Origin of the sequence: Phytobacter palmae, assembly GCF_039409775.1 — a bacterium.
GTDB lineage: Bacteria > Pseudomonadota > Gammaproteobacteria > Enterobacterales > Enterobacteriaceae > Phytobacter > Phytobacter palmae.
Genome location: NZ_JBCIVJ010000007.1, coordinates 212,532 through 230,267 on the forward strand (window position 1 = coordinate 212,532; position 17,736 = coordinate 230,267).

16 protein-coding genes and 4 pseudogenes are annotated in these 17,736 nt (G+C 50.6%); 11 read left to right on the forward strand and 9 right to left on the reverse strand.

Features of this window, described 5'->3' with window-relative positions:
* The first annotated feature begins 6 nt into the window (after nt 1–6).
* The 9 genes and pseudogenes from AAIG39_RS11365 to AAIG39_RS11405 all read left to right on the forward strand — a co-directional run bounded on the left by AAIG39_RS11365 (nt 7) and on the right by AAIG39_RS11405 (nt 7,975).
* Nucleotides 7–918: a LysR substrate-binding domain-containing protein gene (locus AAIG39_RS11365; protein ID WP_090089245.1), complete on the forward strand. Its 912-nt coding sequence runs from the start codon at nt 7–9 to the stop codon at nt 916–918.
* Between the two features lie 92 nt (nt 919–1,010).
* Complete coding sequence (locus AAIG39_RS11370; protein WP_343193882.1) at nt 1,011–1,316, forward strand: DUF1161 domain-containing protein; 306 nt, start codon at nt 1,011–1,013, stop codon at nt 1,314–1,316.
* A 155-nt stretch (nt 1,317–1,471) separates the two neighbouring features.
* A pseudogene (gene ynfE / locus AAIG39_RS11375) lies at nt 1,472–3,910 on the forward strand (selenate/tellurate reductase subunit YnfE).
* A gap of 10 nt (nt 3,911–3,920) precedes the next feature.
* Nucleotides 3,921–4,538 carry a DMSO/selenate family reductase complex B subunit gene (locus tag AAIG39_RS11380; RefSeq protein ID WP_343193883.1) on the forward strand — a complete coding sequence of 206 codons (618 nt, stop codon included), beginning with the start codon at nt 3,921–3,923 and terminating at the stop codon, nt 4,536–4,538.
* 1 nt (nt 4,539) lies between these two features.
* Nucleotides 4,540–5,397, forward strand: coding sequence for a dimethyl sulfoxide reductase anchor subunit family protein (locus AAIG39_RS11385; protein ID WP_343193884.1), 858 nt, complete (start codon nt 4,540–4,542; stop codon nt 5,395–5,397).
* A 20-nt stretch (nt 5,398–5,417) separates the two neighbouring features.
* Complete coding sequence (dmsD, locus tag AAIG39_RS11390; RefSeq protein WP_090088783.1) at nt 5,418–6,032, forward strand: Tat proofreading chaperone DmsD; 615 nt, start codon at nt 5,418–5,420, stop codon at nt 6,030–6,032.
* Nucleotides 6,033–6,286: 254 nt separating this feature from the next.
* Nucleotides 6,287–6,997 carry an osmoprotectant ABC transporter permease OsmY gene (osmY, locus tag AAIG39_RS11395; protein ID WP_090088781.1) on the forward strand — a complete coding sequence of 237 codons (711 nt, stop codon included), beginning with the start codon at nt 6,287–6,289 and terminating at the stop codon, nt 6,995–6,997.
* Nucleotides 6,998–7,017: 20 nt separating this feature from the next.
* Nucleotides 7,018–7,446 (forward strand): annotated as a pseudogene (locus AAIG39_RS11400) (glycine betaine ABC transporter substrate-binding protein); the annotation flags it as partial.
* A gap of 289 nt (nt 7,447–7,735) precedes the next feature.
* Nucleotides 7,736–7,975: a DinI family protein gene (locus AAIG39_RS11405; protein ID WP_343193885.1), complete on the forward strand. Its 240-nt coding sequence runs from the start codon at nt 7,736–7,738 to the stop codon at nt 7,973–7,975.
* A gap of 369 nt (nt 7,976–8,344) precedes the next feature.
* On the opposite strand, the gene AAIG39_RS11410 is transcribed toward AAIG39_RS11405, so the two are convergent.
* Nucleotides 8,345–9,283, reverse strand: a complete 939-nt coding sequence (locus AAIG39_RS11410) for a tetratricopeptide repeat protein (protein WP_343193886.1) — start codon at nt 9,281–9,283, stop codon at nt 8,345–8,347.
* Nucleotides 9,284–9,483: 200 nt separating this feature from the next.
* Between AAIG39_RS11410 and AAIG39_RS11415 the strand changes: the two genes are divergently transcribed.
* Both AAIG39_RS11415 and AAIG39_RS11425 read left to right on the forward strand, forming a co-directional pair.
* Nucleotides 9,484–9,729, forward strand: coding sequence for a hypothetical protein (locus AAIG39_RS11415; RefSeq protein WP_343193887.1), 246 nt, complete (start codon nt 9,484–9,486; stop codon nt 9,727–9,729).
* A gap of 410 nt (nt 9,730–10,139) precedes the next feature.
* A complete protein-coding gene (locus tag AAIG39_RS11425; RefSeq protein ID WP_343193888.1) occupies nt 10,140–10,565 on the forward strand; it encodes a hypothetical protein in 426 nt (141 codons plus the stop codon).
* Between the two features lie 1,176 nt (nt 10,566–11,741).
* On the opposite strand, the pseudogene AAIG39_RS11430 reads toward AAIG39_RS11425, so the two are convergent.
* From AAIG39_RS11430 to AAIG39_RS11465, 8 genes and pseudogenes are all read right to left on the reverse strand, one after another.
* A pseudogene (locus tag AAIG39_RS11430) lies at nt 11,742–12,002 on the reverse strand (C40 family peptidase); the annotation flags it as partial.
* 1 nt (nt 12,003) lies between these two features.
* A complete protein-coding gene (locus AAIG39_RS11435; RefSeq protein WP_343193889.1) occupies nt 12,004–12,759 on the reverse strand; it encodes a phage minor tail protein L in 756 nt (251 codons plus the stop codon).
* A complete protein-coding gene (locus AAIG39_RS11440) occupies nt 12,756–13,103 on the reverse strand; it encodes a phage tail protein (RefSeq protein ID WP_343193890.1) in 348 nt (115 codons plus the stop codon). The genes AAIG39_RS11435 and AAIG39_RS11440 overlap by 4 nt, the downstream gene beginning before the upstream one ends.
* 2 nt (nt 13,104–13,105) lie before the next feature.
* Nucleotides 13,106–16,042 (reverse strand): phage tail tape measure protein, encoded by a 2,937-nt coding sequence (locus AAIG39_RS11445; RefSeq protein ID WP_343193891.1) that lies wholly within the window; start codon nt 16,040–16,042, stop codon nt 13,106–13,108.
* Complete coding sequence (locus AAIG39_RS11450; RefSeq protein WP_079497860.1) at nt 16,042–16,533, reverse strand: DUF1441 family protein; 492 nt, start codon at nt 16,531–16,533, stop codon at nt 16,042–16,044. The genes AAIG39_RS11445 and AAIG39_RS11450 overlap by 1 nt, the downstream gene beginning before the upstream one ends.
* A gap of 219 nt (nt 16,534–16,752) precedes the next feature.
* A complete protein-coding gene (locus tag AAIG39_RS11455; RefSeq protein ID WP_343193892.1) occupies nt 16,753–17,346 on the reverse strand; it encodes a hypothetical protein in 594 nt (197 codons plus the stop codon).
* 1 nt (nt 17,347) lies between these two features.
* A pseudogene (locus AAIG39_RS11460) lies at nt 17,348–17,632 on the reverse strand (glycoside hydrolase family protein); the annotation flags it as partial.
* On the reverse strand, nt 17,632–17,736 hold a 105-nt coding region (locus tag AAIG39_RS11465), incomplete at its 5' end, for a phage holin (protein ID WP_343193898.1). The gene AAIG39_RS11465 and the pseudogene AAIG39_RS11460, both read right to left, overlap by 1 nt.

Sequence of the window (17,736 nt, forward strand, 5' to 3'; positions counted from 1 at the left end):
AGCGCTATGAATCAAAACCTCCCTCATCTGTATGCGTTACGCGCCTTTACCGTAGCGGCACAGTCGAGCTCCTTTAGCCAGGCTGCTGAACTTCTCAACGTGACGCCAGGCGCGGTCAGTCGGCATATCCGCACGCTGGAAGATTACTTCGCTTGTCAGCTTTTTGAGCGAAATGGGCCAAAGGTCATGCTTACCGATACCGGGCGTATGCTCGCGGTTCAGTTACAGCAAGGGTTTTCACAGCTGGAGAATGCCTGTCGGCAACTGCGCAGCACCCATGTACAACTACGGCTAAAGGCTCCCTCCACGCTGACGATGCGCTGGTTGCTGGATGTGATGGCTAAGTTCCGGTCGCAACACGCGACACCGGAAGTCGAAGTGTCCAGCATCTGGATGGATATCGACAATGTCGATTTCACCAAAGAACCTTTCGATTGCGCCATCCTGCTAGGCAACGGAAATTTCGGTGCGGGAACGCGCTGTTTACGTCTGTTTGATGAATGGCTGATCCCCCTTTGCGCCCCGGATTTGCTTGATAAGGCGCGCGTTAATCTGGCGTCCTGCGAGCTTATCCACCCCTCACGCGACCGCCGGGACTGGCGGCGCTGGCTTAACAGCAGCGGCTTATATAGCGGGTTGAGTCTGGCTGGCGGCAAAGTGTTTGATACCCTTGAACAGGGCATGCTGGCTGCGATGGGGGGACATGGTGTAACGATTGGCGATCTTCTGCTTAGCCAGACCGCGATGGAGCAGCACCTTCTGGTCGCACCGTTCCCTGTGGCGATCGATACCGGCGATGGTTATTACCTGGTCTGGCCTGCAGATTCAGCAAGGCAAAATAATATCGATAAACTTGCCCTTTTTTTGCAGGAAAATATACCACGCTATATACATAATAATATAACGATACAAAACTAAGATAATGCGCATTTCTGTTTTGGCCTGATTTCGCCTAGCCTTACATCTTCGTCGCCACGCATTTAATGTGATTAATGTATAAGGAGTCGCAAATGAAACATTCCCTCTGGATAGGCGCAATTTTGTTTATCGGTTCGGCATCCGCTTATGCCGCACCGGATTCCTGCGAAAGAGTAAAAAGTGATATACAACAAAAGATTATAAATAATGGCGTACCAGAAACAGACTTTACGCTGACCATCGAACCTAACGACCAAAATAGCGGGTCCGGTGCCCAGGTGGTGGGCCATTGTAGTAATGACAACTGGAAAATTCTTTATACCCGCACCCGTGGGAGCACAAATTCACAATCCGGAGAAATAACGCCGCAAGAGAGCAATAAACCCGCCGCGCAATAAGTGTATTTCCCTGCAAAAAGAATGGGGATTAGCCCTCTTATTGATCCCCATTAAGATCCCTCTGCCTCTCGTTAAGTAGCATTACTCTCATAGTTAGCCTGCTCGTAATTTCAGTGGGTAATATCTTTCAATTATAAGCTATAACGGAGTGAGCTATGTCCATTATTGAGAGTGGTGGCGGGATCAGTCGACGAACACTCGTTAAATCCACCGCGCTGGGTTCGCTGGCGCTGGCAGCAGGTAGTTTTTCTCTTCCTTTTGGCATGCGCACCGCTGCTGCTGCGGTTCAAAGCGCCCTGCAACCTGCAGAAGATAAAGTTGTATGGGGCGCGTGCTCCGTCAACTGTGGTAGCCGCTGCGCGTTACGTTCACACGTACGCGATAACGAAGTCTACTGGGTCGAGACAGATAATACCGGGGATGATGTTTACGGTAATCACCAGGTTCGTGCCTGCCTTCGCGGGCGTTCAATCCGTCGTCGCATCAACCATCCGGATCGCCTTAACAACCCGATGAAGCGCGTGGGGAAACGTGGCGAAGGTAAATTTGAGCGAATCTCCTGGGATGAGGCACTTGATACCATTGCAGGCAGCCTGAAAGGGATTGTGGAAAAATACGGTAACGAGGCAGTCTATATTAACTACTCCTCCGGTATCGTGGGCGGCAACATCACCCGTTCTTCCCCTTCTGCTTCTATCATTGCCCGCCTGATGGCCATTTATGGCGGCTTCCTCGGTCAGTATGGTACTTACAGTACGGCGCAGATCGCCTGTGCGATGCCTTATACCTACGGTTCCAATGAAGGAAACAGCACGTCTGACATCGAAAATACCAAACTGGTAGTCATGTTTGGCAACAACCCGGCCGAAACCCGCATGAGCGGCGGCGGTATCACTTATTTTCTGGAACAGGCGCGCGAACGTTCCGGTGCACGGATGATCGTTATCGACCCGCGCTATACCGATACTGCTGCCGGGCGCGAAGATGAGTAGATCCCTATCCGTCCGGGTACTGATGCCGCACTGGTTGCCGGTATTGCCTGGGTATTAATTAATGAAAATATGGTCGATCAGCCTTTCCTGGACAAGTACTGCGTCGGTTACGACGAGAAAACCCTGCCGGAAGGTGCGCCAGCCAATGGTCACTACAAAGCCTATATTTTAGGCCAGGGCGACGACGGTATTGCCAAAACGCCGCAGTGGGCTTCTGCCGTGACCGGCATTCCGGTCGATCGCATTGTCAAACTGGCGCGTGAGATCGGTCAAACCAAACCTGCTTATATTTGCCAGGGCTGGGGACCGCAGCGTCAGGCAAATGGCGAGCTGACCTCCCGCGCTATCGCGATGTTGCCTATCCTGACCGGCAACGTCGGTATCAACGGCGGGAACAGCGGCGCGCGTGAGTCCACCTATACCATTACCATTGAACGCATGCCGATGCCGGAAAACCCGGTAAAAACCAAAATATCCTGCTTTACCTGGACCGATGCCATAGAGCGTGGCCCGGAGATGACCGCCTTGCGTGATGGTGTTCAGGGTAAAGATAAACTCGATGTCCCCATCAAATTTATCTGGAACTATGCCGGTAACACCATCACCAACCAACATGGTGACATCAACCATACCCATGACGTTTTACAGGACGACAAGAAATGCGAAATGATTGTCGTCATTGAGAATTTCATGACCTCATCGGCAATGTATGCCGATATTCTGCTGCCCGATTTAATGACCGTTGAGCAGGAAGATATCATCCCGAACGATTACGCCGGGAACATGGGATATCTGATTTTTATCCAGCCGGTTACCGCACCGAAATTCGAGCGCAAACCGATTTACTGGATAACCAGTGAAATCGCCAGACGCCTCGGGCCGGATATTTACCAGAAATTCACCGAAGGGCGCACCCAGGAAGAGTGGCTTAAGTACCTTTACGCCAAAATGCTGGCAAAAGATCCCCTACTGCCCTCCTATGACGATCTGAAAAAAATGGGGATTTATAAGCGTAAAGACCCCGCCGGACACTATGTGGCCTATAAAAAATTCCGTGACAATCCGCAGGCCAATCCGCTGAAAACGCCATCTGGCAAAATTGAAATCTACTCCAGCAGCCTTGCCAGGATTGCCAGCACCTGGGAGATACCCAAAGGGGAAGTAATAAGCCCTTTACCGGTCTACGCTTCAACGCCGGAGGGCTGGGATGACCCGGCGCGTCATAACTATCCGCTACAGCTTTTTGGTTTCCATTACAAATCCAGGACACACTCCAGCTACGGTAATATCGATATCCTCGAGGCGGCCTGCCGCCAGGAAGTGTGGATTAACCCGATTGATGCGCAAAAACGCGGCATTGTCAGTGGGGATGTGGTCAGGGTGTTCAACGGCCGTGGTGAAGTACGCATTGCTGCCAAAGTGACACCGCGCATCATGCCGGGAGTCAGCGCCATGGGCCAGGGCGCCTGGCACAACGCCGATATGAATGGCGATCGCATTGACCATGGCGGTTGCGTGAACACGTTAACGACCCATCATCCGTCGCCACTGGCGAAAGGTAACCCGCAGCACACCAATCTCGTCGAAATCGAAAAGGTTTAAGGAGTAACCGATGACCACACAATATGGATTTTATATCGACTCCGCACGTTGCACCGGCTGCAAAACCTGTGAGCTGGCGTGTAAGGATTACAAGAACTTAACCCCGGATGTCAGCTTCCGTCGCATCTATGAATACGCGGGGGGAGACTGGCAGGAGGATAACGGCGTCTGGCACCAGAACGTTTTCGCCTATTACCTCTCTATCGCCTGTAACCACTGCGAGGATCCGGCCTGTACTAAAGTCTGTCCCAGCGGGGCGATGCATAAACGCGAAGATGGTTTCGTGGTGGTGAATGAAGATATCTGCATCGGTTGCCGTTACTGCCATATGGCCTGTCCTTACGGTGCGCCGCAGTTCAACGCGGAAAAAGGTCATATGACCAAGTGCGATGGCTGCTACAGCCGTGTCGCCGAAGGCCATAAACCTGTTTGCGTGGAATCCTGCCCGTTACGCGCGCTGGATTTCGGGCCGATTGAAGAGCTGCGTAAAAAGCACGGGGAGCTGGCAGCTGTCGCCCCGCTCCCTGCTTCGCACTTCACGAAGCCGTGCATTGTGATTAAACCTAACGCCAATAGCCGCCCGACAGGGGATACGACGGGCTACCTGGCAAATCCGCTGGAGGTGTGAGATGGGAAACGGATGGCATGAGTGGCCGCTGGTCCTGTTCACTGTATTAGGGCAATGCGTGGCGGGTGGCCTTATCGTCACCGGCATAGGATGGATGGCGGCGAAAGACGATGCGCCCGGTCAGCGGCGCATTGCGCTGCACATGTTCTTTCTTTGGGCGCTAATGGGTATTGGTTTTATCGCCTCCATGATGCACCTCGGTTCGCCTGTGCGCGCACTTAACTCACTAAACCGGGTGGGCGCGTCCGCGTTAAGTAATGAAATCGCTGCGGGGTCGATCTTCTTCGCCGCAGGCGGCTTCTGGTGGCTGGTGACGGTGCTGGGTAAAATGCCGGCTGCGCTGGGAAAAATCTGGCTGCTGGTCAGCATGGTGCTGGGCGTCATGTTTGTCTGGGCCATGAGCCGTGTCTATCAGATTGATACCGTTCCGACCTGGCATAATGGTTATACCACCGCCGGGTTCTTTCTCACTATGCTACTCGGCGGCCCGTTACTGGCGGCACTGCTGCTGCGTCTGGCGCAAATCAGTTTCAATGGCACCCTTTTCGCCTCGCTGAGTGTGATAGCGTTGCTGGCAAGCCTCGGTCTGGTTATTCTGCAAGGGATGAGCCTTGCCGGGATCCACAGTTCCGTACAGCAGGCCAGCATGCTGGTGCCCGCCTGGAGCGAAATGCAGGTCTGGCGTATGGTTCTGCTGGCTGCAGGTCTCGGCTGCTGGCTCTGTCCATTGATCATGCGAAAACAGCCACGTGCTGCCAGCCTGCTTCTCGGTATCGTACTGGTAGTTGCAGGCGAGCTGATGGGCCGTGGTCTGTTCTATGGGTTACATATGACTGTCGGTATGGCAGTTGCGGGTTAAGCAGAGATGCAGGGAACGTAATGACTGACACTTTATACACAAACGATTTCGCCTTTTCAGCACGCGTTCTGGGCGCGTTATTTTACTACCCGCCGGAAAGTGAGCAGACACAGGCGCTGATCGCAGCATTCAGCCAGGGTGAATGGCATACACAATGGCCGCTGGCGCCAGAGGCGCTGGCACCTCTCGTACCCTTATTCTGCGCTGAAAGCGAGGAAACGATCCCCCAGGCATGGCAGCGGCTGTTTATCGGTCCGTGGGCGTTGCCTGCGCCGCCATGGGGATCCGTCTGGCTGGATAAAGAAAACGTTCTCTTTGGCGAATCCACCCTGGAGCTTCGCCAGTGGATGCGTGACAACCAGATAGTCTGGGATGCCAGCCAGAATGAGCCGGAAGATCATTTTGGTACCCTGCTGATGCTGGCAGCCTGGCTTGTTGAAAATCAGCGCGACGCCGCCTGTGATGAGCTCCTTGCCTGGCATCTTCTTCCCTGGGCCGGGCGCTTTCTTGAGGTTTTTGTTGCAGAAGCCCGCCACCCGTTCTGGCAGGCAGCCGGTAGGCTTGCCCAATTAACGCTCAGTGACTGGCAGAGCCGTTTATTAATGCCTGTTGCCCAAAAAGCCTTATCCCGGTAATACCTGACACTGCGCCCTTACGTGACAACGTCACTTTAAGGGCGCGATTTTAAGACAATTCTTTAGCCACCCTCTTAACCGTTATCCCATCAGCGATAGCGTAAATCATCTGCAAAATCCGCATCTTAAAAGATTCTCTTTCGACTGGAATCATTCCCAGGTGCTTGCTATAGCTCAAATACCCTGCCGAACATGGCATAACAACATGCAACCCTCCGTTGCCATAACGCATGCACACAGGGAGACACACTGCAATGCACACTTCCGCACTCTCACGCGCCTTGCTGTTTACTGCGGCGATCGTCGTCGTACTGGCGCTCCTGGTCTGGGGTATTGGTCTGGATACCATCAGAGCCCGCCAGGTGGATTTGATTTATCTCGGGCAACAGCACCTTATTCTGGTGTTCAGTTCCATGTTCTTTGCTCTGCTGGTCGGTATTCCCAGCGGGATTGCGCTTAGCCGCCCGGCTGCGCGCGGTGTCGCCGAATACGTCATGCAGATTTTTAATGTCGGTAATACCCTGCCGCCGCTGGCCGTGCTCGCCCTGGCGATGGTCATCATCGGAATTGGTGATAAACCCGCCATTATCGCCCTTTTCCTGGCCTCACTGCTGCCCATTGTGCGTAATACCTATGCAGGACTCTGCTCGGTTCCGGCAGCACTGCTGGAAGCCGCGAACGGCATCGGTATGACCAAATGGCAAAGGCTCTGTCAGGTTGAGTTACCCAATGCGCTGCCCGTGATCCTCTCCGGGGTACGTATCGCCACGGCAATCAATGTGGGCACCGCGCCGCTGGCCTTTTTAATCGGCGCCAGCAGTTATGGTGAGCTGATCTTCCCGGGCATTTATCTGAACGATTTCCCGACATTGATTCTGGGAGCGGCGGCTACCGCTCTGTTTGCCCTGATTCTGGACACGCTGCTGGCAGCGCTCGGGCGTTTTCTGAGCCCTCACTCGGCCTGATAATAAGAAAAGGAATCCCTATGAGACTGACTTCCCGCCTGTTGGGGCTATTGAGTGCAACGCTGCTTTTTACCGCCAGCGTGCACGCCGCCCCGCTGATTCTGGCGACCAAAAGCTTTACTGAGCAGCACATTCTCTCTGCCCTGACCATGCAGTATCTGCAAAAGAAAGGGTTTCAGGTGCAGCCGCAAACCAACATTGCCACGGTGATTTCCCGCAACGCGATGATCAACAAACAGGTTGATATGACGTGGGAATACACCGGCACCTCGCTAATTATCTTCAATCATATAAAAGAGCGTATGACGCCTGAGCAGTCTTACGAGACGGTAAAACGTCTGGATGCCAGACACGGTCTGGTGTGGTTAAAACCTGCCGATATGAATAACACTTACGCCTTTGCGATGCAGCGTAAACGCGCCGAGGCTGAACATATCAACACCATGACCTTTTAATTTTTAAAATCGACAAATATCGTCCAGGAGCGCCGTATTTCACGGTTGGGCATAATAATCGATTAATGATGTTTCCGAACTTTGGCGAACTTTATCAAGCTAAAATGTCCCACCGGTGCCCCATAGACAATTCACTGCAGCCCAGACGGATAAAGGCCTTGCGCTAAACCTCCGGTCGAAAATACCCCACTGATTCGTTGCAAGATGAGCGATCACTTGACGCCGTATAAACACCCAGCCAATAATAACTGTATATCCAACCAGTGACTTGACTGAGGTAGCTATGTTAGTTGAGCTCGTTTACGACAAAAGAAATGTTGAGGATTTACCCGGCGCGAAAGACATCATCTTGGTTGAACTGACAAAGAGAGTTCACAAGATTTTCCCAAGTGCAGAGGTGAGAGTGAAACCTATGCAGGCAAACGCGCTGAACAGTGATTGCACGAAAACGGAGAAGGAGCGACTCAACCGCATGATCGAGGAGATGTTTGAAGAAGCAGATATGTGGCTCGTTTCGGATTAAACATTTAAAAGTTGATTTAACTGTAGCGCTTACGGTAGGACGTTTGGTGTCACATAGACGCAAGATACACGTCAGCAAGAAAAGGTTTGTCTCGTTCCATTTTTGGCCATGAGCGCGAGCGACTATTCAAAAATTTTCATCGTTCGGGCGTCACGATATTTTCCTGAAAAGAAGCCGTGAAGGGGGAATCTTCACGGCTGTGATAATTTCTCGCCGGGACAGTGACGACGAAAAACGTGGCGTACGTCTACGCTCAGTAAGTTTTTACTTATTATCTTATATCGACAAACTTTACTTCGGAATTTTTGCCATCCGGCAACTCACTGCCCAAATCAGAGTAAAATAAAATCGATTTCTGAGGATGAAGACTTAGACTCTGCTGAACATAGCTCTTTGTTTACCGAACAATTTACCGAGGACGATGGATAGACACCATATAATGAAGGAACAAAATAGTATCCTACCGATATTATTCGGATCATTTGCAATACCAACTACAGCGAAAATAATACCGAGACCTATACCTATCCATTCATATTCTCTTATAGGTTCGTACGTAATCCGAGCTGTGCAGCCGTGGCAAAATTTTGACTTCCAAACGCTTTGCTTGCCGCAGAAGGGACAGGTGATTTTTTTAACACTGTCTTCGATTCTGTGTTTTTCTTGAACTGCTTCAATCTTGCTCAGCTTTTCAAGGGCCCTTTCGTTGCCCTCTTCACCCGCCCGACGAAGATACTCCTTCCCCTTTTCATAGTCACCCTGTTCAATGCACATCTCGCCCAGTGACATCAGAGCTATCTCATTTCCCTGTGCTGCAGACTTTGATAACCATTCGATGGCTTTTTTTTCATCTTTAGGCACACCCTTTCCATATCGATATGAGTTTCCGAGATTATTTTGTCCGTAGCTGTCTCCCTTGGCTGCGGCGATTGAGTAATACTCAACAGCCCTAGAGGGGTCTTTTGGAAACCCGTGGCCTCGTTCGTGAAGAAGCCCAAGCCAAACCAGGGAATCAAGATCTCCTTCTTCTGACGCTAACGTAAACCACTCAATGGCCTTCGAATAATTTAATGGGACACTGTCGCCATCCTTGTACATATAGCCCAGAATAAATTTGGCTATAGTGCTTCCCTGGTTAGCTGCCTTGGTCAGCCACTCGACGGCTTTATTACCGTCTTTCTCAATCCCGTCACCATCACGGTACATCTTTCCGAGTTTAATTTGGGCATCAATATCGCCCGAACAGGCAGATGCATAGACCGGATTAAAACCGCGGTCAGAAGCTGAATTTGATTTAAGTTCTTCCATTTCTAAAATAACCCTCAGAGAATTGCTGTGCAATCAATGATCGCCTATATGTTAGTGCGGACATATACAACATTGGCACTCTTTAATTTGGATTAAGTCTCGTGAGTCCGCTGATAACATTGTCGAAAATATCTTATTCACAATATCATCATTCAGTTTCAGCTTTGAAGATATATGTTTCGAACTTTTCAGTTAAAGTCATGTTAAATCAGAAAAAGGGGCGCAACTTTGCTATTGATGAAGTACTGCACCCGTCCAATCGCCTCAACTCCTTCAACACCATCACTCTCGATCGCTTTCCCTCCTTCCGTAATGAAGGACTGCCTCGTCAGTTTCGCGAACTGCTGACGTCCATACAGAGACAGAGCGACAGTGCATCACTGTTCCAGTTTGCCGGGGTTGGCCTTGACGACGATATAGCCGTTTCAAGTTCTCCTGTCCAGTAAACGCGATAAGCAACTGCATCTTGATCCTGTAATCTGGGGTTACTCTCCCTGTTGGTGGGATAAAGCCCCGTTGATTTATGCTCGCGTCAAGACAGCAGCCATCAGCAGAACATTTTAACCACTATGGCAGGATGGTCGGGTTATCTGCTTTGCTGGTGGCTCGTTTGAAGAACAAGGAAGGCGATAACAAATAGGTGCAGGGTGTATTACTGGAAACGTGTGAATCGGCGGATGACTGGTTATTTCGCTGACAATAGAAATCTCAATGAACCTCCACATGGAAATCTGTTATCTGATTCGCGAGTTAGTAAAGGATTTTTTATAAGTCGCAGGTTTACCTCTTTATTTCTTTTGTGTATTTTATCGTCATGGAGAGCGGTATTATTGTTGGGATAAGGGGTAGTTATCTTATGGCTAAAGCTGATGAGTTAACCTTTACGGAGTTTTCATCGATCAACAGCAGGCTTAGGCAAGTTAGCGACACTTGGGCTGATTTGTGGGTTACTATCTACTACACTAAGATAAATGTTGGGAAATTGCTGGTATTACGATTTGAAGATGTTACGGAGTCAGACTTACCATTAAAAAAAAATGAAATTATTCAATTACTGGCTGCGAATCCTGTAAGGCATATTATCCAGAAACGCCGTTCATTATACCCTAATGACGAATTTATATTTCAAAGCCATTCTAATAGAGTCAAATCCATAGCGAAACCGGTGACAGTGGTTGCATTTAACCAAGCGTTGCGTGATAGTGCCAAGTATGTCACCGATAAAAACATCAGCAGTAACAGTGCGCGAAGAGTACAAAATATAATACATAAAGCTGCATAGAATAATAAATCACTGCTAGTGAAAACAATGAGTTACTTTTTATTATATATTTAAAGGAAGGTTTATGGTTGTAAAACGAACTTCCACTTTCTGTCTGCTTTTTAAAAAGAATCATTGATACGATATGAACCGCAAATTTAAAACCTCTTCGAATATACTAATATTCAAAAACTGTTTATGCAGCAACACGCTTATCTACGTTTGGAATTTTTTCTTTCCAGCCCGCCATTAAAACAACGGCGGGATTTTTTATGCTGCGTGTTTGAATACCCTTCAACAATCAGAAGCGAACTATACGAAAACTTTTCTTTTTCCTTCCCTAAAATTAAACCGACTATAGCGATAGAGATTATATAAGCGGGCAGATCAATGTCATTCCTGACTATCAATTTTCAGCACTGAATAACGCTTTGATTACTCTGCCGCTGGTTCCTCAGATTTTTTCGGTTCCATTGCAGCAATACGAGCAGTCAGATCGTCGATTAGTTTCTGTTGGGCCTGTATCGCCTGGGTGAGTTTGGCGATCATCGGAACCTGATTCAGATAATATGCATCGGGGTTATTCGGGTCCGCCTCGATGTCGTAATCCTCTGGCAGACCCTTCCCACTAACGCATTCCGGGGAGACCTTAACCAGATCGTTCGCGATAAAGCCCAGCATGGTTTCTGTTTCTGGAATAATTCCACGCGCTTTCATTTTGAAGTACGCAGGCATCCACCCCATAACTTCGGCAAGAGATTCTGCTGCGTTATTAGCGTATCTAATGCTATTTTTCAGTCCCTTATCAGATGTGCTTAACAGGTTTACAGCACCAATGTTGATACTGTCAACCCAGGCTTCTAATTGAGAAGAAGTATTCCAGTAAAATTGCCAGGTATTGACCTGATATGGGCCGATACTGCCCTGCTTACCCCGGATACCTCTTACTTGCTGAATAAATGAGTCGCCCATTACGATAGTCCCGCCAGAACCCGACCCCCATGCAATATTCAGATTTCCGTCTGAGCAATTCAGTCCCCACAATGCATTCGCATCACCGTTACCTCTGTATATATTCAGTGCTCCTGCATAGTTTGTACCACCAGCACGAATCCCCCCATTAACACGGAAAGAAATGTTACCTGTAGCGGCAGTAACTTCTAACGCATTGGCTTCTGCATGGATTATAGCCATCAAATCGCATTGCGCCTTATCCAGTTCGCTGGGCTGCGTTGTCGCGTCGGGGTGGCTATGCACAACAGCCGTTACCGTTCCCCAGTCTTCGGCTGCGGCGTAGTCTTCCGGGCAAAGGACAAAATTGTCCTCCGGTGCCACGGCAAGATTACGACACGGGAAATACTGCTCAATGCGGCTTTTCTGTGCCACGACACCACAACATTCACGAGGATATTCACCGGCGGCATGCGCCATGATGGCATCTATGGTTTTCTGACGCATATCAGCTCCTGATGAGTGACGTGCCTGGGAATCCACCAAAGGAAAGTTCGTTATTTTCACCGAACCGTAACTTGCACGCCGTTAGCGTGCCGTTGCACTGGTCTAATGAAGGATCAGTTACCGGGTTGTTGTTTTTGTCGAAGTAGTTCGTGCCTGCATAGTCACAGCCATCACCGCTGCGGTACTTACCACGAATACACCAGGAGCAGAGAGAATGAAGCTGCCGGGTCGGGATCATTAAACCCTGCAGGTCCATCGGGCTGGTTAGCCGAAACTCGATAGCCTCTGATGTTTCGGTATTTTTCCCGTCGATATACCAGACCTGCAACTTTTCCTGAGCGGGATCTGCCGTGGCATTGCCGGAAGGGAAATTACGCGCATCCAGATACTGCGCCAGCGTGTCGTGTACCGTTACCGTCGCTTTCAACAGGTCGTCATATGCAAGGCACAAAGCCGTGATGGAGCCGTCAAGGTTCGCCACTGTCAGTTTTGGCGTGGCGCCACTGCCGGTAGTCGATTTTTCCAGTCCGTTAATCTGACAGGGCCAGGCTTTGTATTCGTTACCCTGCCACCAGATGGATTTAGCCGGAAGCGTTGATTCATCACCACCTGCTACGGTTATTTCTGCCGGGGTATGAGCAATATTGTGACTGTGAAATCGTAGCACCGCCCCCACACCAAAAGAGGTACCATCAACTTCAAAAAGCCGGATTTCATTTCCCGGCTCCAGTTTTTGATAATCATTATTCAGACTCATGGTGCAAACGCCTGTTCAAAGGTTGCAGTGATGGTAATTAGTTTTTTACTTTTAACGATGAGTTGCAGGCTGTCAGCCTGAACACGCCATAATGCGAGTTCCCCATAGGGGGGCTGAAAAGAAAATGACTTTGTTTTATGGCTCCGGAGAAACGCATAAATTTCAAGTGCAGTATCTTTATTCCCTGTATAGGAAAATGCGTAATTCAGGGTCTCCGAATTAAGCCCATTTCCACTTACCTGCGTATAACCGTCACCAAACTGAACCTTACGGATATTATCTTTGACGGTGACAGCAGGCTGTCCCGATGCCAGAATTTTCCAGGCAAACGCATCAATAGCCATATTTACCTCGTTTTGGTCAGAGCCCAAATCATTCCACCCGGTCGGGATTCTCTTTCAATGCCTTCCCGAATAGATTTGTCGACAACCTGCTGATAAGCCCGACCAAGCGCATCAGCATTTGCCGAACCCTGTTGACCCTGAGTGGATTGTGGCGTCGTGACAGATACGGGCGCATAGACACTAACGCCAGTCTGCAGACTGCCCGATGTGGCATTGCCGACGAACCCGCCAGAGGCATACCCTCGCATCAGGCGATAAAGGTTTCCCACGCCGAGGCGCGCTGTCGATTCTTTGGTGAAGACGAACTCACCACCATGAACAATCCCCTTTGGCTCGTATTTTCCCCCATCTCCGGTATATCCGCCGACGTCGAATTTGGGGTAAGAAGGAACGGCAAAAGACTGGCCCGATGCGGCGGGTTTAACCCCTCCACCAATCCAGCCCATTGCCTGCTGCACGGTGTACGCCACAATCAGTTGATTAGTGATCTGCACCAGCATTTTCAGCATGGAAGTCGTGAAACTTTTAAAATTTGATTTCCCGGTGGTAAATACCGCCGTCATCTGGTCTGCCAGTCCCGTGAAAGCTGCTTTTGACACATCCCTGACCGAGGTGAAAACATTGGTCGCATCGCTCTGGTATTCCGCCCAGCCGCTTTTCGCACCCGCCACCCAGTTCTGGCGCAGTGCATCCTCAGCCTCATATGTTTTTTGCTGTTCAAGTACAACCCGCTGCTGTGCGGCCGGGTTGAATTTGTAGGCCTCATTCAGCCGGGACAGTGTGGCCTGTCGCTCTGCTTCACGGGCAGACGTACCGCTGTCCTGAGCGGCAATTGCTGCCCGTTTCGCCGCCTGTTGCTCGGCAAATCGACTGGCCTGATCTGCCAGTTGATTCAGTTTTTGCTGAACCGCCACTTTATCGCCTAAATCAGCGAGCTGGCGCTTGTATTCCAGTGTCTCGCTCTTGTGCGCTAACAGGGATTTTTCCTGAGCTGAAAGGGCACGGTGCCGACTGGCTTCTTCCAGAACAGCGTACTGATTTTCCGTATTCCAGAGGTCTTTGCGTTGCTGGCTGATAACATCATTAACACTGGTATGCTGCTCCAGCGTTTTTAGCTGCGACTGCAATGCCTGTAATTCCGCGCGTGCAGTATCCTGCGCTTTATCTCCGGCTGAGGTTTTTGTTTCTGCCGTTTTGGGGTCGGCATACCGCTTTTCGATCCCGGCCTGGAGCATCTTATATTCAGACTCAGAAAATTTACCGCGGTCTTTCTCCAGCGCGGCCAGCTCTCGGGCACGTTTTATTGCATTAGATTCGTATTTTTCCCGGAAGTTATTAGCGCGAATTGATGCTGCCAGATTATTTGCCTGAGCCTCAGCCGACTTGTTATGAACAGCCGCCATGTCGCCTTCGAGGGCCAATGCTCTTTCAAGTACATCAATTTCCGCCTCGGTTGATGAAACAACGTTCTGCTGCTCGATGATTTTTTGTCTGGAAAGCTGATCCTGGAAATTACTACTTTGTCGCCCGTACCCGTAATCGGGCGAAGATGCGGGGAAAGCAGTTAGTGTTTTAAGTGAAGATTTTTGAGCTTCGAGGCGCTCCTTAAGACCTGACAAAGTCTGCTCAGGTGATACCTCCCTTCCCACATTAAGCATTTGATCCCAGGCAGCTCCGGCGGCATCCTTGATGTTTTTCCAGAGTGTTTCAATAGTCCCGAGGTTTTCCTGAATAAGCGATGAACGCGATTTCAGCGCATCCGCATAACTTTCTACTGCGACTCTTGCCGCCCCCGTTGTATCCCCTTCTCTCTGTAACGCGGTGATATGTTCATAGACGGATGCCGTCAGAAAATGATACTGCTCATTGAGTGACAGCGCGGCCTTAACCGGGTCATCTGCAATTTTCGAGAATTCAGCAATCGTTTTCTCAACTGCCTTCCCGGTGGCTTCCTCCATAGCAACAGCAGAAGAGGCGACCGCCTCCAGCATGTTCCCCTTTAAATTGCCCGTCCCTACCGCTGCCGCCAGTGCGGCGGCATACTTCCCGACCTCCCCGGTACTGTCACCCAGCTTACGGGCCATACCATCGAGCTGGCTGGCAGTTTTCCCGGCGTAATTCCCGGTCAGGATCAGTTGTTCGGTATATTCATCCAGCTCGTTTGAGCCCTTATACCATGCATACGTCAGCAGCCCGACGGCGACGGCCAGTGCACCAACCCCCAGGGTAAACAGCGACAGAATCCCGGTCGTCGGGGGCGCTTCGTGGGCAGACGAGGGACGCCATTTTGTGTCCCGGATGTCCCGGCCTGGGGAGCTTTCCACAAGCGTCATCCCGCTGGACATAAAGGTGGTGGTACGCTTCGACCCCAGGGAAAAAGCATCACCCTCCCCGTCGATATCTTCCGGGAAGCGGTCATAGTCCGTCAGCGCCACACTTTTATAGTCAGACGACGACATGATGTTGACCGACGGCCAGCCGAGTTTGAGGTAGTTACCGGCGCGAAATGTGCGGTCGTGGACGTTGTTGTCATTACGGCGTGGGCTGAGCCGTGATCTCACTTCCGGGCTGCAGCGGAAAGTGCGGTCGAGACGCTTCTTGGAGTGCTCACGCGCTTTCTCTTCCGATACCTGAATAACCAGCATGTCAGCGGGATCGCAGACAATGTTGTAAACAATCCAGCCATCAATCAGGCCGATGGTTTTCCCGGTTCGGGCTGGACCGACAAACACCACAGCATCATATTCACGGGATGCCAGGCAGTTCATCGGCTCGATAATGTAAGGGGTCAGATTCGGATCCCACTTCACAGAGTGACCCGCGCCAATGGGTACGTGCATAAAATCTCTGACCGCATCGGCCACCTTCATACGACGCGGGGCACGTAACATGCCGGAGACATCACGACGGGTCCCCTTGGCTGATGCCCGTTTCGCCATCAGTCCTCCTCTGGCTCTTCCTCCTCTGCTGTGGCGTCCATCACTTTCTGCGCGATCTGATCACGAAGTTCGTCGATCACATCCTGCACACGTGAGACTGCAACTGGCGTCAGCGCACAATCTCGCTCAAGAATGTCCGGGAGCGTTTCAAGCACAGTAACGACAGCTTTCGCCATCAATGAAAATTCTCTGGTTACGTCTTCGGCGGGGATAAGTTGCTGCGTATCGACCTCAAATTTCAGCCGCTCATTTTCAGCCTTCCAGTGCGCGAGCCTGTCTGCCGGCTCCATCTCTTCCACGTTTGCCGTGGAAACGGTGGGGATCATCAGTTCGCTCAGAATATCAGTAACCAGATAAAGCTTGAGCTTGCTGTTACTGCCTGCTGCCGGAGCAACATTTTTCAGCCTGGCGGCAACCGTCTGGCGATGGACGCCAGTGATCCCGGCTAGCTGGTTGATATTGAGTTTTAAGGCCGCGATTTCCTGGTCCATGATGGTGAACACTTTTTGTACGATTCGACATCATTGATTAACCGGGTCCCGGAAAATCAATAACCTGCACACATGATGATGATGACTATAAAATATGAAAACCAGCCGATTCCCGCGAGTCCGCCGCCCCGTGGCAAAGGCCCCCTCCGGGAGGACCCGCTCAAATGATAAAGATTATCATTTTCATAAATAGGTATTTTGACGTTCAAACGGAGGTGTTCAGGTTCTGGTGCGGAAGGCGTACAGCACACCACCAGGCTTAAGAGCATTGGCAATGGCATTATTCACAGCCTGGTTAATGCTTTTTGCAATAGCAGCCTGAGCAGAGGCCAGATCCGCCATCGCCGCATCTTGTCGGGCTAGTGCTGCTTTTGTCGCTTCAATAACAGCGTTAGCCGCCTGCTGGATTTGCTGCTGGATGGTGGGTTCACCGCTGGCGCTGACCTCACCCGTCACTTTGAAACGGTCAGCCTGGAACACCACCGATTGCTGCTCGTCACCAGTTGGTATATTCAAAAGCCATTCAGCATGAATACTGCCATCTTTGATGACGGCATCATTGATGAACGTCTGACCGCTGAGGACTTTAAACACATCACTCTTACGGATTGAGTCCAGCACCTCATCAATGGTCGACTGTAGCTCGGAAGCATCAATTGAAGTCTCGATTACCAACTCTCTTACAGAACGTGGAGGCCGCTTGCCAAATTTGCTGTGCACCAGATAGTTGATGGCGAACTCTTGCCCGGCAGATGTGAGAAAGTTGAAATGATGCTCACCACCGAACGGCGTTACCGTGTCCTGCGTCATCATGTAGCGGCGCTTTGATATTTCGGTCTACCCATCCAAGCGCCTTATCACGCTCGACGGCGTTTACCTTCTTGCACTGTGCTTCCGTTGCGCGTTGGCCTTTAACAACTGGCTTACCGTCAATGACCGTTACGCCGTGACACAGTGACCAGACACCACCCGGATCGACAACTGCCACCAGCGCATTACCTTCTTTCTCGCTGATGAACTGATCAAACAGTACCGGTGCTGATGCGCCTGCAGCGATGAGAGACAACATTGCCGCGCTAAGCTTTGCCCTGTTTGCCATCACTCACCCCTGGCGGCTTTGCGCCGATCCTCTTTGATTTTGAAATACAGATTGGTCAGATACGTCAGCAGACCAAAAAGAATACTGGCGAGAACACCAATTGC

Bases quoted from the DNA above. Each gene is read 5' to 3' on its own strand.
- AAIG39_RS11410 (WP_343193886.1), bottom strand. From the start codon at position 9,283: ATGGAAGAACTTAAATCAAATTCAGCTTCTGACCGCGGTTTTAATCCG.
- AAIG39_RS11425 (WP_343193888.1), top strand. From the start codon at position 10,140: ATGGCTAAAGCTGATGAGTTAACCTTTACGGAGTTTTCATCGATCAAC.
- AAIG39_RS11450 (WP_079497860.1), bottom strand. From the start codon at position 16,533: ATGGACCAGGAAATCGCGGCCTTAAAACTCAATATCAACCAGCTAGCC.
- dmsD (WP_090088783.1), top strand. From the start codon at position 5,418: ATGACTGACACTTTATACACAAACGATTTCGCCTTTTCAGCACGCGTT.
- AAIG39_RS11440 (WP_343193890.1), bottom strand. From the start codon at position 13,103: ATGGCTATTGATGCGTTTGCCTGGAAAATTCTGGCATCGGGACAGCCT.
- AAIG39_RS11370 (WP_343193882.1), top strand. From the start codon at position 1,011: ATGAAACATTCCCTCTGGATAGGCGCAATTTTGTTTATCGGTTCGGCA.
- AAIG39_RS11405 (WP_343193885.1), top strand. From the start codon at position 7,736: ATGTTAGTTGAGCTCGTTTACGACAAAAGAAATGTTGAGGATTTACCC.
- AAIG39_RS11380 (WP_343193883.1), top strand. From the start codon at position 3,921: ATGACCACACAATATGGATTTTATATCGACTCCGCACGTTGCACCGGC.
- AAIG39_RS11415 (WP_343193887.1), top strand. From the start codon at position 9,484: ATGTTAAATCAGAAAAAGGGGCGCAACTTTGCTATTGATGAAGTACTG.
- AAIG39_RS11365 (WP_090089245.1), top strand. From the start codon at position 7: ATGAATCAAAACCTCCCTCATCTGTATGCGTTACGCGCCTTTACCGTA.
- AAIG39_RS11435 (WP_343193889.1), bottom strand. From the start codon at position 12,759: ATGAGTCTGAATAATGATTATCAAAAACTGGAGCCGGGAAATGAAATC.
- AAIG39_RS11455 (WP_343193892.1), bottom strand. From the start codon at position 17,346: ATGATGACGCAGGACACGGTAACGCCGTTCGGTGGTGAGCATCATTTC.
- osmY (WP_090088781.1), top strand. From the start codon at position 6,287: ATGCACACTTCCGCACTCTCACGCGCCTTGCTGTTTACTGCGGCGATC.
- AAIG39_RS11445 (WP_343193891.1), bottom strand. From the start codon at position 16,042: ATGGCGAAACGGGCATCAGCCAAGGGGACCCGTCGTGATGTCTCCGGC.
- AAIG39_RS11385 (WP_343193884.1), top strand. From the start codon at position 4,540: ATGGGAAACGGATGGCATGAGTGGCCGCTGGTCCTGTTCACTGTATTA.